The organism is Moorena sp. SIO1G6, assembly GCF_010672795.1.
Taxonomy (GTDB): domain Bacteria; phylum Cyanobacteriota; class Cyanobacteriia; order Cyanobacteriales; family Coleofasciculaceae; genus Moorena; species Moorena producens.
The window spans coordinates 52,232-67,413 of record NZ_JAAHFZ010000034.1 but is presented as its reverse complement, the minus strand read 5'-3'; the positions used below and the strand labels follow the sequence as shown (position 1 = coordinate 67,413).

Here is a 15,182-nt window from a genome sequence, read left to right as displayed (position 1 = left end):
ATAGCTGATAGCTGATAGCTGATAGCTGATAGCTGATAGCTGATAGCTGATAGCTGATAGCTGATAGCTGATAGCTGATAGCTGATAGCTGATAGCTGATAGCTGATAGCTGATAGCTGATAGCTGAAACCTGATAGCTGAAAGCTGATAGCTGATAGCTGAATGCTTACCTTTACCCTAAAACTACACTTTGAATTTATCGGTAATCCGCTGCATCGCTTCGTCTACATTTTCCCGACTATTAAATGCGGAAATGCGGAAATAACCTTCCCCGGCAGCACCAAATCCAGAACCAGGGGTTCCGACTACATTGGCTGTGTTGAGTAATTTATCAAAGAAGTCCCAACTGGATAGACCATTAGGTGTTTTGACCCAAACGTAAGGGGCATTTACACCACCATATACTGTTAATCCAGCAGCTGTTAGTTGGTCGCAAATAATTTTGGCATTTTCCAGATAGAAGTTAACTAGTGCTTTAACTTGCCCTTGGCCTTCTTCAGAATAAACGGCTTCAGCGCCTCGTTGTACAATATAGGAAACCCCATTAAACTTAGTACAATGGCGGCGGTTCCAAAGTGGCCACAGTTCCACATCTGAACCATCGGATGCTTTGGCTGTTAGGGTCTTGGGTACTACTGTTAATGCACAGCGGGTGCCGGTAAAGCCCGCATTCTTGGAAAAAGAGCGGAATTCAATGGCACAATCCCTTGCTCCCTCAATCTCGTAGATGGAGTGGGGTAGGTCTGGATTAGTAATAAAGGCTTCGTAGGCTGCATCAAAGAAAATGACCGAACCATTTGCTTTGGCATAGTCTACCCAAGTTTTGAGGTAGTCTTTGCTAGCGGTTGCTCCGGTAGGGTTATTGGGGAAGCATAGGTAAATTAAATCAACCTTCTCGGAGGGAATCTCTGCGGTGAAGTTGTTCTCGGCGGTAATCGGTAGATAAACCAAACCCTCATATTTACCGCTATCATCAGCATCCCCCGTATGACCAGCCATGACGTTGGTGTCTACATATACAGGATAAACTGGGTCAGTAACGGCAATCTTGTTATCTTTCCCAAAGATGTCGAGAATGTTACCGGTGTCGCACTTGGAGCCATCGGAGATGAAAATTTCCCCAGCCTCAATCTCACACCCCCGGCTTTGAAAATCGTGGGTAGCAATTTTTTCCCTTAACCAAGGGTAGCCTTGCTCGGGACCATAACCTTTGAAGGTGGCGCGATCGCCCATTTCTTCAACAGCTTTGATTATAGCGGTGCGGCAGGCTGCTGGTAGTGGTTCGGTAACATCACCAATCCCCAGCTTGATTAGCTTAGCATCAGGATTGGCTTCTGCGAAAGTATTGACCCGTCGCGCAATTTCGGGAAATAGGTAGCCAGCTTTGAGTTTGAGGTAGTTATCGTTAATGGTTGCCATAGTAGATTGCTATAAACGCCTTCAAAATAGCTTATATCAAGTCTGGTGGAATACCTATAATTAGGCTGGGGAGATAGGGAGATGGGGAGATGGGGAGATTTTTATGAAGGGTAATTATTCCGACATGATAGTATAGCCCTACGCGCAAGTCCGCAAGTCAGAAGTCAGAAGTCAGAAGTAAGCTATGACTAAGTTTCGGAGTTTACAAATGTCTTAATCTGAATGCGTAGTGCTATACAAGTTTTTTGTAAGCATATGCGCTATGGGAACAGGTGTCAGCGGTCAGTCGTTGGCCTTTGGCTGATATAGCAATTCTCTCTCCCATCAGGTACAAAGGGATCCCCCTAAATCCCCCTTATAAAGGGGGACTTTGAGGCTCAAAAGCGTACCTCATAAATGCAATAAACGCTATAGCTTATGGCTGATAGCTGATAGCTGATAACTGATAACTGATAACTGATAGCTGATAGCTGATAGCTGATAGCTGATATGGAAATTCCGAAATTACTCAACACTCAAATCGGTGATGTAGCAGCTACATCCCTACTGACTTTATATTGCCATGCCCTAGAAAGCCAGTCAAAAGACCCAATTTTATATGATCCATTAGCTGTTGAAATTACTGACAAATTAACTCCTGAATTATCCCAATCAGATAACAAGCTTTATCATAGCTTAGCTAAGGGCAAGGTAGAAAAAAAATTGGTGGTTCATATTGCTATGCGCGCCAAACGCTATGATGATTATACCAGAAATTTCCTGGAGCGATCGCATAAGCGATGCAGCGCGGTCTTGGGGGTTTCCCCCATGAGCGACTGCATCAAGAACAGAATTGTTGTTAATATTGGTTGTGGATTGGATACTCGTTTCCACCGGATCGATAACGGTAAGGTGATATTCTATGACCTTGATTTCCCAGAGGTGATAGCAGTTAAACGGAAACTGTTGCCAGAAACTGACCGCTATCGCTTTATTCCGTCTTCGGTATTTAATTATGAATGGATGGAACTAATCAGAGAGTTGAAGGCTGATTCAGTTTTATTTATGGCAGAAGGCGTGTTTATGTACCTTCAAGAAGAGGAAGTAAAATCATTAGTATTGAAACTGCAATCAACTTTTCCAGGCTGTGAACTTATTGCTGAATTTGTCAAGGCTGCTTGGTTAAAGCCGCCCCTGCGAGCAATCATCAACAGAAAATTACAACAGGATTTGCATTTGGGAAAAGATGCCACTTTCAAGTTTGGTATTAAAGACAGTAAAGACTTGGAGGCTTGGAATCCAGGGCTTGAATTCCTTGATGATTGGTTTTATCTTGATGAACCAGAAAAGAAACTTGGTTTGCTGAGAGTTTTCAAAGATATTCCATTTTTCAGGAAAATACTGTGGACTGCTCGCTATAAGATGAATTGAAAGGGAATCGGGAGTAGGGAGTAGGCAAGAGGCAAGAGGCAAGAGGCAAGTCCAGTAGGGTGCGTTAGGGGCGGACTTGCCCTCATCTTGAACCTTGTAGCCAGCGTTGAGATAGTCCGCACCGTAACGCACCACTAAGGCAAAAGGCAAGAGGCAAGAGTAACCTCTGAACAAGATGTTAATTCGTAACTACCAAGTATCAGATGCCAAAGCTGTGATTGATGTCTACAAAAATGCTATCATGGAGATAGCATCACAGGCTTATGATCGTAAACAAATAGAGATTTGGTCATCCTATCCTAAGGATATCGACCAGTTTACGAAACGGCTGAGTATGGGAATAACACTTGTTGCAGTTGATGGCAATAAGGTGGCGGCTTTTGGTCAATTAAATCCCGCTAATCACATTGATTTACTGTTTACAGCAAAAGACTACTCTCGACAGGGATATGCTACAGCCATTTACCAACAATTAGAAGATGAAGCGTTAAAGCAAGGGGTTAGTTGTCTCTATACTGAAGCTAGCATAATTTCTAAGTATTTCTTTATCAAACAGGGATTTACTATCATTGAACCGGAGACTGTATTGCTTAGGGGGGTAGGGTTTGAACGGTTTAGGATGGAAAAGGTCATGTAAGCAGTCAGCAGTCAGCGGTCAGCGGTCAGCGGTCAGTAGTCAGCGGTCAGCTTATTTTATTCAAAAGCTGTTCGGTGTAGCTTGCCCATAGCCCATTAGTTGATAGCTGAAAGCACCTCAAGTAGCGTGCGCGTAGCGCATAAGCTGATAGCTTAGGCTTTCCGATTGCTAAAATAGTAGACAAATTTGTTGTTTTGTTGAACAGTAGCGATCGCAAAATTACAAAGTATGCGATCGCTTATTTTTCTCCTCTACCCACCCTTGCCACACTTATAGTGCTTACCACCTGTTAGGGGCTTTCAACCTAGTGGTGCGTTACGGGTACGCACTAAATTCTTCATTCTTCATTCTTCATTCTTCATTCTAAATTCTTCATTCTAAATTCTTCATTCTAAATTCTTCATTCTAAATTCTTCATTCTTCATTCTAAATTCTTCATTCTTCATTCTTCATTCTAAATTCTAAATTCTTCATTCTTCATTATTACCATTCCTCCAACAAAACATCTGGCAGACTACCAAGCATTTCATCCCAAGTATTGCCAGCCTGTAATGCTTCGATAACTATAGGAAGTGGTTCAGAAAAAATGTTAGGAAAGTCAGCTTCTCCAGGAAATCGAATGGTGAAGGCTAATTGCTCCTTTGGGGGATTGAATTGAGCATTAATTCCCTCACGGTTTCCTCTGGGATCAATTCGATACCAACCGAATTCAGCTAAGTAAACGGCATTCAAACCATGCAAACTGTAAGGCTCACCGTCGTCATTAATACTTAATCGCTGATAACAAAAGCCTGCTGGAATTCCATTCGCTCGTAATAAAGCAGCTAACAAATGGCTTTTTGCGTAACAATAACCGGTTTTATGCTTAAGTACATCCGACGCACGACAGGTGACAGGGTTCATTTTATAGTCAACGCTATGGCGAATGTGATCTCGAACCCACTCAAAACAGGCTTTTGCGTAAGCATTCGATGTTTCATGCTCTATAGCTATTGTCTTCGCCAGTTCCAGAACGCTAGGATGTTGCCAATCGATGATTGCAGTGGTTTGTAGATAGTCTTGTGTATTCTCCATGTTAAAAAGGGAGTCGGGAGTCGGGAATCAGGAGTCGGGAATCGGGAATCGGGAGTCGGGAGTGAAAAAAATCCTAATTAAAGTAGGGTGGGCAAACTAATCTATAGCGTTTATAGGACTCATGAGGTACAAATGGATCCCCCTAAATCCCCCTTAAAAAGGGGGACTTTGAGGTTAATTATTGTACCTCATACATGCAATTAACGCTATAATCATTAATACTCATTCTAAACCAAGGTTTTTTGCCCACCCTACAACCTAAATTCTTAGAGGTTGTCTGAGAAGTCTCATTTGCTACATCTAAGCCCCCTAAATCCCCCGAGCGAGCAATCCCTCGCTCGGGGGACTTTTAGCAGCAAATTGATTCTTGTTCCCCCCAAGCGAGCAATCCCTCGCTTGGGGGGCTAGGGCGTGTTTTCTTGCCTCGGAGATCCCCCGTTGGTCCCCCTTAAAAAAGGGGGACTTTGAGTATGGCTCCCCCCTTTTTTAAGGGGGGCTGGGGGGGATCATAATCTTGCGGAAAACTTTGAAAACACGCCCTAGGGGGGCAAAATTCAGTATAAAAAAACTTTTCAGATATCCTCTTAATTCTTAATTCTTCATTCTAAATTCTTAATTCTTCATTCTCCATTCTTAATTCTTCATTCTAAATTCTTCATTCTAAATTCTAAATTCTAAATTCTTCATTCTCAATTCTTCATCGGTTCCCAATTCCCCGAAACAATGAAACTCGCCCAATAATAAGGATGCTGATACCTCTCGTCTTTCAACATGTCCAGTTGGGTCTGCCGCAGAGCCTCGGTGCGCCCCATGTTATCGTCTAGCAAGCGCTGATAGTAAGCCAGCATCAGCTCTTTGGTGGCTTCATCCTCTACCTTGCGCAAACTGATCAGCTGAGTTTGTGAACCAGCAATTACAAAAGCCCGACGCAAGCCATAGATGCCCTCTCCTGAACTAATCCGTCCGGAACCGGTATCGCAAGCGGATAACACCACCAACTCCGTGCCAGACAACTTAAGTCCTACGGCTTCCAAGGCAGTGAGTACTCCATTCTCTGCACCAGTTCGCTTCTGCTTAAATCCTGCTAGCACTAGTCCGGACAACAGCATGGGATTGTCATAGACGGTGGACTGTTCTTGATTGGGAGCGCTCTCAAAGAAACCGTGGGTAGCAATATGCAGTATCCTGGGACTATTGATTTGTTTGACCGCTGACTCAGTGGCCTTAGCCCCCAGTAGAGGGTCTACTCCCAGCATGTCAGCGATTTCTTTTACTTCCTCAGCAGTGCCTGGTAATGGTGAAAAGTCCAGCTTTGAGAGGTCAATGGAACGGGTAAGGTGGGCACTGGGGAGATTGCTATGATTTTGATTAGCAATTAATTCACCAGCAGAACGGTCAAAGTCAGGATTCCCCAACAACACCGGAGGAGTTTTACTAGCAGATTCCTGGGATAATCTCAGTAAGTCCCTGCCAGAGGTAAGGTAACTAAAGCGATAGTTTTCCACCAAATACCGCTGTTGCTGATCCACCAGGGCTTCAAAGGGAATCAGGTTGAGCTCTCCTTCTGGGGAAAGTAAGATATATCGAGTGGACCCTAACAGTTTGCGCACAGGCTCCATCAACCTCTGATCCACTTGCCGTGCGGCTTGCTTCAACTGAGCTGTGCCTGTGCCTTTGTCTTGAAGAGAGAGGCGAAACAGCTCCAAGTCTGATTCAATCGACTCAAGCTCCCCTAAGTCAATGCCTTGGGGGTCTCCTTGGCCATGAAGTACGTAGGCGGCGTAGCGAGGGGAACCCCAACGTTTACCTTTTTCCGCTTTAGGATTAAAAGGTTGATACTTGACCAATTCCACTAAGGCCGTATTAGCTGGAATCAGCTTTTGAATGGCTTCGATAGTCACACTTTGGTTAGCTGTGCGAAAGTCAGGGCTGCGACGGCTAATTTGATCCTCTAATTGGTGGGCTTGTTCAGAGAGAGACTTAACCCTCTGTTGATAGTATTTAAGAGGTAGATTTGGGGGTCGGTTGTAGGTCAGATTGGCTTGTTGAGTGGGGTTAGAATTGAGGTCATCGAGTAACCTTGGGCTTTTAGGGTCTAAGCCTTGGCTGTAGAACAAGTTTGCTAGTTGAGTGCGGGTAGCGTTGAGGTCATCCAGTAACCTCTGGCTTTTAGGGTCTAACTGTTGACGCAGGATTTGCTGGCTATTGGTGATGAAATCAAGAACGCGACCTTTTCGCCGCAGGACAGTAGTCAAGGCCAGACGGGCTGCTCTGGGATTGTTGGCAGCTGCGTTGAGGTGCAAAGAAATCACTCGGTATGTGCTACTAGTGACAGTATCAAGGTACTTTTGCTTTTGAGGCTCAGGACCAGCAACCAAATTAGAGTTAAGGTTCCGTTCTTCTACCTCCAATCCTTGCTCGAACAGCTCAAGGGCAGGGGTGATATTACTTTGAGCATGATACAGTGCTGCCAGGTTGTTGAGGCTGGTGGCCACATCGGGGTGTTGCTCTCCTAGCAAGCGTTTCCTAAGGTCTAAGGCTTGCTGGTAGAGGGGTTCGGCCTGTTGGTACCTGCCCTGGCTTGAGTACAGGAAAGCCAGGTTGTTGAGGCTGGTGGCCACATCGGGGTGTTGCTCTCCTAGCAAGCGTTTCCTAAGGTCTAAGGCTTGCTGCAAGAGGGGTTCGACCTGTTGGTACCTGCCCTGGCTTGAGTACAGGAAAGCCAGGTTGTTGAGGCTGGAGGCCACATCGGGGTGTTGCTCTCCTAGCAAGCGTTTCTTAAGGTCTAAGGCTTGCTGGAAGAGGGGTTCGGCCTGTTGGTACCTGCCCTGGCTATAGTACAGTTGCGCCAGGTTGTTAAGGCTGGAGGCCACATCGGGGTGTTGCTCTCCTAGCAAGCGTTTATGCAGTTCTAAGGCTTGCTGGAAGAGGGGTTCGGCCTCTTGGTACCTGCCCTGGTCAGAGTACAGTACTGCCAGGTGGTTGAGGCTGGAGGCCACATCGGGGTGTTCCTCTCCTAGTAAGCGTTTCCTAAGGTCTAAGGATTGCTGGAAGAGGGGTTCGGCCTCTTGGTACCTGCCCTGGCTTGAGTACAGTGCTGCCAGGTTGTTGAGGCTGGAGGCCACATCGGGGTGTTGGTCTCCTAGCAACCGTTTGTATAGCTGTAAGGCTTGCTGGTAAAGGGGTTCCGCCTCTTGGTACCTGCCCTGGCTTGAGTACAGTGCTGCCAGGTTGTTGAGGCTTTGTGCCACATCGGGGTGTTGGTCTCCTAGCAAGCGTTTCCTAAGGTCTAAGGCTTGCTGGTAGAGGGGTTCGGCTTCTTGGTACCTGCCCTGGTGAGAGTACAGTAAAGCCAGGTTGTTGAGGCTGATGGCCACATCGGGGTGTTCCTCTCCTAGCAAGCGTTTGTATAGCTGTAAGGCTTGCTGGTAGAGGGGTTCGGCTTTTTTGTACCTGCCCTGGCTCTCGTACAGTGCTGCCAGGTTGTTGAGGCTGGAGGCCACATCGGGGTGTTGGTCTCCTAGCAAGCGTTTCCTAAGGTCTAAGGCTTGCTGGAACAGGGGTTCGGCTTCTTGGTACCTGCCCTGGTGAGAGTACAGTAAAGCCAGGTTGTTGAGGCTTTGTGCCACATCGAGGTGTTCCTCTCCTAGCAAGCGTTTCCTAAGGTCTAAGGCTTGCTGGTAGAGGGGTTCCGCTTCTTGGTACCTGCCCTGGCTATAGTACAGGAAAGCCAGGTTGTTGAGGCTGGTGGCCACATGGGGGTGTTGGTCTCCTAGCAAGCGTTTCCTAAGGTCTAAGGCTTGCTGGAAGAGGGGTTCGGCCTGTTGGTACCTGCCCTGGCGAGAGTACAATAAAGCCAGATTGTTGAGGCTGGTGGCCACATCCGGGTGTTCCTCTCCTAGGACTTGTTGCCGAATCTCTAATGCTTTTTCCCCTAGGGGGATAGCTTCTGAGTACTTTCCTTGTTGGTAAAGCTCCAACAGTTGTTGATTAAGTCGAGATGCTTCTGCTAGTTTTCTTTTAATTACAGATTCGGTTAGCTCAGTTGATGGTGAGCTTTCTTGGGCTTGGGCTATACTCATCTGTCCCCATGGTGGCAGGGGAACTGCTCTGATCCCCATCACACCGACTAGGGTAGCCGCCATCAGCCCTGGGTTGATTAGGATTTTTGGCTTCATGAACGATTAGCCCCCTAAAATCTTAACCATTTGTTGTTCCAGTTGACCTGCCCTGACCTGATCTCCCAAGGTTTGATAAACCTGTTTCCCTTGCTCTAGCCACGCGATCGCTTCATTCTTCTGGCCGATAATCCCACTGGTCACTGCCAGTCCCCCAAGCACTTGAGCTTGAGTATCTAAATCTCCCGCTGCCTTAGCCAGTTCTAGGGCTTGCCGGTAACCCTCCCTAGCTAGGCGATTTAATCCCACCTGTTGGTAAATGTCCCCCAGAAGTTGATAAACCCGGATCGACTCAAGTCCATCAGCCAAAGCTGTTTCCAGCAGGTTAATGGCTTCAGCGTTTAAGTCATTGCTGCGGTACAAATGAGCCAAGGCTAGTGCTTCTGCTGGCTTACTCAACTGCTTTTGCTTAATTTCCTCTGCTGCTGCTGATACCTCCTGGGCTTTTTCCTGACCGAGGATGGTAAACCCGAAACTCCCTTCCTGTTTAGAACTTTTGCCTTGGTCAGTCTTGACAATCAGCCAATAACGAGCACCTGGTTGTAGGGACTGCTTGCCTGAGTAAACTATCTCCGTTGCACTGGTTTCCTGAGTCCACTTCACCCCTGGACCTATCACTGTCACTTGGTAAGTGCTCGCCCCCTCAACCTGATGCCAGCCCAAGAGCGGTTGCTGATTAAGCACAGAACTATCCCGAGGTCTAAGAATATAAGGAATCTCTGGATTATTGGCTGCTCTTTCAATCACTGTATCCTGGTCGGATTGAGATAGCTTTGGTTTTGAGGTAGGAGCACAGCCTTCAGAAACGATATAGTCTCTGCCACCCTCGGGTTCCCACGGCATTAAGTTCTGGCACAGGACTTTAGCAAAGGTATTGCTGGCCAGTAAGAGGTGATCCTTAGCCGCCAATGGCGCACCAATAAAGGCTGGCTGATAATCCTGCCAAGTGGAACGCTTCATTTTCACCTGACCTTGTGGACGAAGGGCCACAACTAGATTTAAACCATTTCCGATCGGACGAGCTGGTCTAGCTAAGCTGACTACCAAGCTCAGCCCCAGGAGCAAGCCAATCAAGAGTTTCCATTTTTTCCATTGCATTAGAGTTTACCTGCCTTCTTTAACGCTTTGTAAGCTAAAACTAACCATTTCGGTTGATCAGGATTAACAATTGAACCTAGCTCAGAACACGTTTGCCATTGTTCAAGGGCTTCGCTATTGCGCGTTTGCTGTTCATAGACCTGAGCCAACAAACAGTGGGCTGAGCCGCGAGTTGTGATTTGTTCCAATCCCTCTGGTGTAGTGGCTAAAGCGATCGCTCCAGTTAGAATGGACTCTGCTTGGTCTAGTTGCTGCTGTTGCAACAATGCCCAACCGAAATTTTTCATCAAGTTGTATCTGATCCTCAAGGGCTGATTTTCCGTCTCCTGTAAACTTTTCCACAGCAGAGGTGTAGCCAATTCTGGTTTATTCTCCAATATCCACAAGCGAGCCAAATTGTTCTCGGCCTTAATCAAATTCCCCTTAACAGCAAATTGATATTGACTCTTGGCTTTATCGAACTGTTGCAGGTCTTCGTAGAGGGACCCTAGATTATAGTGAGCGTTGACATTATCTGGATCGAGAGCCAAAGCCTGAAGATAATCGGCTTCAGCACCAGCCAATTGCCCCTGATTATATTTCTTGACTCCCTGGCGATTGTACCAATCGGAAAAAGCTGGCTTGTTAGAGAATAATAGGGCTAGAACCGCACACAGCAACAATGTGGAAGCGAATTTGGCTTCTTCATGGTAATGCTTGGGAATACGCAGCCTGTTCAGTAATTTTTCAAACCCTTGTTTTCCGGCCTGGGTCAGTTCGCTTCTGGCTTGCAATAGGGTTAAGATACTCGGAAACGCCACCACTGCCACTCCCGCAACTCCGGTGCCAGCACTCAGAAATCGGGGCACAATATCCACCAACAAACTCAGATTCACCGTCCAACTGCCCACCGTCAGCCCTTTCCACAACCAATCCCAGCGGTCCCAGGGATGAGGTGGTGCTTCTGTTTCCAATCGCCACCACCACGCAGCGGCGGGAGGCTGAAAACTGTTTCGGTATTCAGCTAAGTCGATGACTTTGGTAATCTGCTCTGCTTTGCTCTTCAGCAGAGCGTCCAACTCAACCAGTTGCTGTTGATCCGTTGTAGATACGTGATTACACTGACTCCAAGCAGCCTGCACAGCATCCCTGGCATTGAAAATCTCTAGCACTTCCTTTACTTGAGGAGATTGAGACTCTTTTAGGTTAGAGAGTGCTTCTTGATAGCAATTAAGGGCAGTTTCTAGCTCAGAAGTAGTCATCTATAATTTGACAACTCAATAGCACAGATGATTCTTTTGTAGTTTAGATCTTTTTTTATCTATTTGGAGCAATTAGGAAAAAACTCTTGCATAACTCATAAGTATTAAAAATGCTATAGCTCTTAGGAAATAGGCCGTAAGGAGTAGACCCTAGGGAGTAGTGGTTCAGTTATAGCGCTACGCGCAAGTCAGAAGTCAGAAGTTAGAAGTCAGAAGTAAGCTATGACTAAGTTTCAGAGTTTAGGAGCGACTGCATCAAGACAATGTCCTAATTTGAATGCGTAGTGCTATATCAGCTATTAGCTATCAGCTATCATAAAAAAAATCCCAATTAAAGTAGGGTGGGCAAAGTAATCTAATCATTAATACTGATGTGAAGCAAACGGTTTTTGCCCACCCTACAAGCTTCAACTTTAGAAGTAGTGAACAAAAAATACCAATTAAAGTAGGGTGGGCAAAGTAATCTAATCATTAATACTCATTTGAAGCCAACGGTTTTTGCCCACCCTACAAGCTCTCCCCATCTCCTAACAACCTTCAACCCTCTTAACCCTTCAACCCTCTTAACCCTTCAACCCTCTTAACCCTTCAACCTTCAACCTTCAACCCTCTTCAACCTTGGCCTTTCGGCCACGCTACGCGAACAACCAACTTTTAGCAATCAATAGCCAACAAAATCGTTTCCATCTCTTCCCTTGACAATCCCCCATGACCGCCCAACTTGTGTTGTTCAAACCGGTCTTCTTCATACCACCAAACCGTTTCATACTTATTCGGTAAAATCACTAAATTGCCTAACCGATTCAGCAATAGTGGCGATATTTCACCTGTACCGAAATAGCCTTGCTCAAGTAATGTTGTAGTGCGATACACTGTTGCTCGATCTGCCAACTGCTCCGTCAGCAAATCATAGACTTTATCCAAATGGTCTTCCTGAATATACAACACCATATCCCGACATGATCCTGCTGGCACCAACAGTTTACCTTGGGCATTCCGTTTAATAAACTGCTCAATGGAAGGATTAAGCTGATTCAAATAAATAGTAGTCTCTGGTGAAATCTCTATTTGTCCATGATCAGCCGTAATTAGTAATAATGTATTCTTCAGCTTACCAGCTACCTGCTGATATAAAAGTCGCTCCATAGTTAGCAAAAGTGTGCTAACTTCAGCCTGGAACTGCAGGGAGCCAGGACCGTATTTATGAGCGATGCCATCAACAGTATCCAAATACAGGAAAAAGTAGCTCTTATCGGATTCAGCGATCGCGGCTTCAGTCAGGTTAACTAATGCTTCAGGAATAGTTTTGTAGGGAACAATACTTGCCCCATCACACACCACTCGTGAAAAGGGAGAGTAAGCATAATTGTAGTGTTGAAAACAATAAGATTTAACACCATACTGTTGCAATTTTTGATAGAGAGTTTGGGTAGGGAAAAGGCTTTGCTCAGAAATGCCAGTTGTTTGCAAGGTTCCCCGTTGCTTATCACCCGCAAACGAAAACATCAACGGAGCAATAATATCATCCAACAGCGGCTCATAGTAAAACCAATGGAAGACACCACTCTCACCAACCGGAAGCCCTGAGTGAATAGTAGTCACATGAGCAGCAGTTGTAGAAGGAAACTGGGTAGTCAATTTAGAAGCGACACCTTCCACTACAAACCGCTTCAAAAATTCCGATTGTTCAACATAGTCCTGAAAAAAGCGCCACCCGAAAGCATCAACAAAAATCAGAATAACCTTATCATAGCGTTCCGGTAATTCTCCTAATACACTCCTAGGTAATCCCATGTTTCCTTGACCCGTGAGCAGATGATAGATCATCTGGGGAATCTGGGAGAAACAATAGGAGTCATAAAGGGGCTTACCAATGTTGTCATTTAGTCTAGCGTTTTCAATAGCTTTTAAGGAGTCAGAGTTAATCATAGATAGCAAGGGAACAGGGAATCGGGAATCGGGAACAGGGAACAGGGAATCGGGAGTCGGGAATCGGGAATCGGGAATCGGGGAAAAATCCTGTTTAGTTCATTACTATATGGAAACGCTATTCTATAGGATTTATTAATCGATTATTTAAACTACTTTAAATTTAACACACCAAAAAAAAAATATCAAATTTATTTAAAAAAAATCCTATTTATAGCGGTTTATCGCCTAATGAGGTATATAGTATTTTTTCCCTGTTCCCTGTTACAGGTTACCTGTTACCTCTTAGAGGATATCTGAAAAGTTTTTTGATACTGAATTTTGCCCCCCTAGCCCCCCAATTCTGGGGGGAACAAGAATCAATTTGCTGGTATAAGTCCCCCAAAATTGGGGGAGGGGGCTTTGATCTAGCAAATCATACTTTTCAGACAACCTCTTATAATATACAGTAATTTTTTTTTATGTTCTCTGTTTCCTGTTCCCTCAACCAAAAAAAACTTTTCCAAAACTCTTGACAAAAACATATATAATCATTACGATTATAAATATAAATAAAAAGCAAGAGGTTCACCTTATGCCTTCAAAATTACCGCCTAACTCAGATAATAATCCTGACGAGTCTTCCCCAAAAAAAATCCCTGTTCAGCATATTTTAAAGGGGTCCCGCAAGGCCATACTTAATACGATGCATACCCTGTATGTACTTCGTTACACGGAAATTTCCGACTGGACTCCTCTTCAGCCAACGGGCATTCCGGGAGAGTTCATCACAATTACCGTCAAGTACTTGATTATCCCGTAAAACCTTAAATTCCTGGGGGGTTTTCCCCCCGGCAAAACCATCGGGTCTAATCAGATAGGATCATGTCTGGATAGGTGAAAAAACTGAATGACATAGCGATGCAGCGCGGTCTTGGGGGTTTCCCCCATGAGCGACTGCATCAAGACAAGGTGAATTTTCTAGCCGTGGATAGTATTTCTGCGGCTATTTTTTTGGGGTTAGGAGGTTGAAGGTTGAAGGTTGAAGGTTGAAGGTTGAAGGTTATTTTGTTGAAGGTTGAAGGGTGAAGGTTAGGAGGTTGAAGGTTAGGAGGTTGAAGGTTAGGAGGTTAAAGGTTAAAGGTTATAAGGTTAGCAGGTTGTTCGCGTAGCGTGGCCAAAGGCCAAGCTTGTTCGCGTAGCGTGGCCGAAAGGCCAAGGTTATTAGCTTAAAAGAAATGCTTGATTTCAATTAGTAAGAATATAGCACTACGCATTAAGGTGTTTGAAATTCATAAATTCCGAAACTTAGTCATAGCTGACTTCTGACTTCTGACTTCTGACTTCTGACTTGCGCGTAGCACTATAATGCTGGGATTGGTGAGATTCTTGATATTCCCACACTTCCCTTCTTTGCTTGACAAAGTAAGAGATATTGGTTTACTATCCTAGATTAATTTTAAAAAAAATATTGAGAAAATGTTAAGGCTTTGGGGAATGTCTGCTCTGTTCGTGGTAGGTTGTTATCGCAACCTGAGACAACAAAAGTTTTAGGTTAACAATGATCATCAAATGGAGATATGATGGTGAATTTTCAGTCTATCGGGAAGAAAGTTGCTTCCTTCTTTCTTTTAGTTGCTTTGTGCTTGTCTGTTTTCGTTGCTAACCCTGCTGTAGCTCAAGCTCGTGAGCTTTATGGGGCTGTTAATTCAGATGGTCAAGTATGGTATGGTGAGGGTTTCAAAAGCCGGGAACTCGACGGAGGTATTTATCTTATACAGTTTCAAGAAGGATTTCAAAGTCTGCCAGCACCTACTGTTTCTATATATGGTTCGCCGTGGAAGACTTTCAATATGTCTGCTGCAATTGTTGAAGTCGGACCCGATTATTTGGTCGTACAAACTTCTTCTCCAGATCGTCCTGCCGATAGTGCCTTTACTTTTACGGTTATTGGCGACTAATTACATTTTGGATTCTGTAAAATCCTAGGAATCAAAGTAAGGATTCAGCGAACAGCTATCAGCTATCAGCTGATAGCTGACAATTTCAATTAGCAAGAATAATCCTGGGATTAGTGAGATTGTTGAATGCGATCGCGTAGCGTGGCCTATTGGCCATGGCTTCCCACACTTCCCGACTCCCGATTCCCGATTCCCGATTCCCGACTCCCGACTACTATATACTTATTTCCAATTCCAGTTAAGACCAAAACTTGAG

The 15,182-nt window shown here is 45.1% G+C and carries 12 protein-coding genes; 6 read left to right on the top strand and 6 right to left on the bottom strand.

Annotated features, from left to right (window positions below):
• Positions 1 to 183: 183 nt before the first annotated feature.
• Positions 184 to 1,419: an LL-diaminopimelate aminotransferase gene (locus tag F6K63_RS25435; RefSeq protein WP_008179118.1), complete on the bottom strand. Its 1,236-nt coding sequence runs from the start codon at positions 1,417 to 1,419 to the stop codon at positions 184 to 186.
• A gap of 489 nt (positions 1,420 to 1,908) precedes the next feature.
• On the opposite strand from F6K63_RS25435, the gene F6K63_RS25430 reads away from it, so the two are divergent.
• Together F6K63_RS25430 and F6K63_RS25425 are read left to right on the top strand one after the other, a co-directional pair.
• The gene (locus tag F6K63_RS25430; RefSeq protein ID WP_008179121.1) at positions 1,909 to 2,829 is read left to right on the top strand and encodes a class I SAM-dependent methyltransferase; all 921 of its coding nucleotides are present in this window, start codon (positions 1,909 to 1,911) and stop codon (positions 2,827 to 2,829) included.
• Positions 2,830 to 3,004: 175 nt separating this feature from the next.
• Complete coding sequence (locus F6K63_RS25425; protein ID WP_008179123.1) at positions 3,005 to 3,466, top strand: GNAT family N-acetyltransferase; 462 nt, start codon at positions 3,005 to 3,007, stop codon at positions 3,464 to 3,466.
• Positions 3,467 to 3,949: 483 nt separating this feature from the next.
• On the opposite strand, the gene F6K63_RS25420 is transcribed toward F6K63_RS25425, so the two are convergent.
• The 5 genes from F6K63_RS25420 to F6K63_RS25400 form a co-directional block, all read right to left on the bottom strand.
• Positions 3,950 to 4,540 carry a transglutaminase-like domain-containing protein gene (locus tag F6K63_RS25420; protein WP_287313429.1) on the bottom strand — a complete coding sequence of 197 codons (591 nt, stop codon included), beginning with the start codon at positions 4,538 to 4,540 and terminating at the stop codon, positions 3,950 to 3,952.
• Between the two features lie 689 nt (positions 4,541 to 5,229).
• Positions 5,230 to 8,718, bottom strand: a complete 3,489-nt coding sequence (locus F6K63_RS25415; protein WP_287313428.1) for a CHAT domain-containing tetratricopeptide repeat protein — start codon at positions 8,716 to 8,718, stop codon at positions 5,230 to 5,232.
• Positions 8,719 to 8,724: 6 nt separating this feature from the next.
• The gene (locus F6K63_RS25410) at positions 8,725 to 9,816 is read right to left on the bottom strand and encodes a tetratricopeptide repeat protein (protein ID WP_287313427.1); all 1,092 of its coding nucleotides are present in this window, start codon (positions 9,814 to 9,816) and stop codon (positions 8,725 to 8,727) included.
• The gene (locus tag F6K63_RS25405; protein ID WP_008179133.1) at positions 9,816 to 11,057 is read right to left on the bottom strand and encodes a tetratricopeptide repeat protein; all 1,242 of its coding nucleotides are present in this window, start codon (positions 11,055 to 11,057) and stop codon (positions 9,816 to 9,818) included. Before F6K63_RS25405 ends, F6K63_RS25410 begins: the two co-directional genes overlap by 1 nt.
• Positions 11,058 to 11,711: 654 nt before the next feature.
• The gene (locus tag F6K63_RS25400; protein WP_008179134.1) at positions 11,712 to 12,986 is read right to left on the bottom strand and encodes an alkaline phosphatase family protein; all 1,275 of its coding nucleotides are present in this window, start codon (positions 12,984 to 12,986) and stop codon (positions 11,712 to 11,714) included.
• A 574-nt stretch (positions 12,987 to 13,560) separates the two neighbouring features.
• Here F6K63_RS25400 and F6K63_RS25395 point away from each other — a divergent pair.
• From F6K63_RS25395 to F6K63_RS25380, 4 genes are all read left to right on the top strand, one after another.
• The gene (locus F6K63_RS25395; protein WP_071986789.1) at positions 13,561 to 13,788 is read left to right on the top strand and encodes a hypothetical protein; all 228 of its coding nucleotides are present in this window, start codon (positions 13,561 to 13,563) and stop codon (positions 13,786 to 13,788) included.
• 74 nt (positions 13,789 to 13,862) lie between these two features.
• Positions 13,863 to 13,997: a hypothetical protein gene (locus tag F6K63_RS25390; RefSeq protein ID WP_287256807.1), complete on the top strand. Its 135-nt coding sequence runs from the start codon at positions 13,863 to 13,865 to the stop codon at positions 13,995 to 13,997.
• Positions 13,998 to 14,548: 551 nt separating this feature from the next.
• Positions 14,549 to 14,926: a hypothetical protein gene (locus F6K63_RS25385; protein WP_044492157.1), complete on the top strand. Its 378-nt coding sequence runs from the start codon at positions 14,549 to 14,551 to the stop codon at positions 14,924 to 14,926.
• Positions 14,927 to 15,052: 126 nt separating this feature from the next.
• Positions 15,053 to 15,181 carry a hypothetical protein gene (locus F6K63_RS25380; protein WP_267871978.1) on the top strand — a complete coding sequence of 43 codons (129 nt, stop codon included), beginning with the start codon at positions 15,053 to 15,055 and terminating at the stop codon, positions 15,179 to 15,181.
• Position 15,182 lies beyond the last annotated feature (1 nt).

Coding starts and splice junctions, on each gene's coding strand:
- F6K63_RS25400 (WP_008179134.1), bottom strand. CDS start 12,986: ATGATTAACTCTGACTCCTTAAAAGCTATTGAAAACGCTAGACTAAAT.
- F6K63_RS25420 (WP_287313429.1), bottom strand. CDS start 4,540: ATGGAGAATACACAAGACTATCTACAAACCACTGCAATCATCGATTGG.
- F6K63_RS25430 (WP_008179121.1), top strand. CDS start 1,909: ATGGAAATTCCGAAATTACTCAACACTCAAATCGGTGATGTAGCAGCT.
- F6K63_RS25395 (WP_071986789.1), top strand. CDS start 13,561: ATGCCTTCAAAATTACCGCCTAACTCAGATAATAATCCTGACGAGTCT.
- F6K63_RS25425 (WP_008179123.1), top strand. CDS start 3,005: ATGTTAATTCGTAACTACCAAGTATCAGATGCCAAAGCTGTGATTGAT.
- F6K63_RS25385 (WP_044492157.1), top strand. CDS start 14,549: ATGGTGAATTTTCAGTCTATCGGGAAGAAAGTTGCTTCCTTCTTTCTT.
- F6K63_RS25380 (WP_267871978.1), top strand. CDS start 15,053: ATGCGATCGCGTAGCGTGGCCTATTGGCCATGGCTTCCCACACTTCCC.
- F6K63_RS25415 (WP_287313428.1), bottom strand. CDS start 8,718: ATGAAGCCAAAAATCCTAATCAACCCAGGGCTGATGGCGGCTACCCTA.
- F6K63_RS25405 (WP_008179133.1), bottom strand. CDS start 11,057: ATGACTACTTCTGAGCTAGAAACTGCCCTTAATTGCTATCAAGAAGCA.
- F6K63_RS25410 (WP_287313427.1), bottom strand. CDS start 9,816: ATGCAATGGAAAAAATGGAAACTCTTGATTGGCTTGCTCCTGGGGCTG.
- F6K63_RS25435 (WP_008179118.1), bottom strand. CDS start 1,419: ATGGCAACCATTAACGATAACTACCTCAAACTCAAAGCTGGCTACCTA.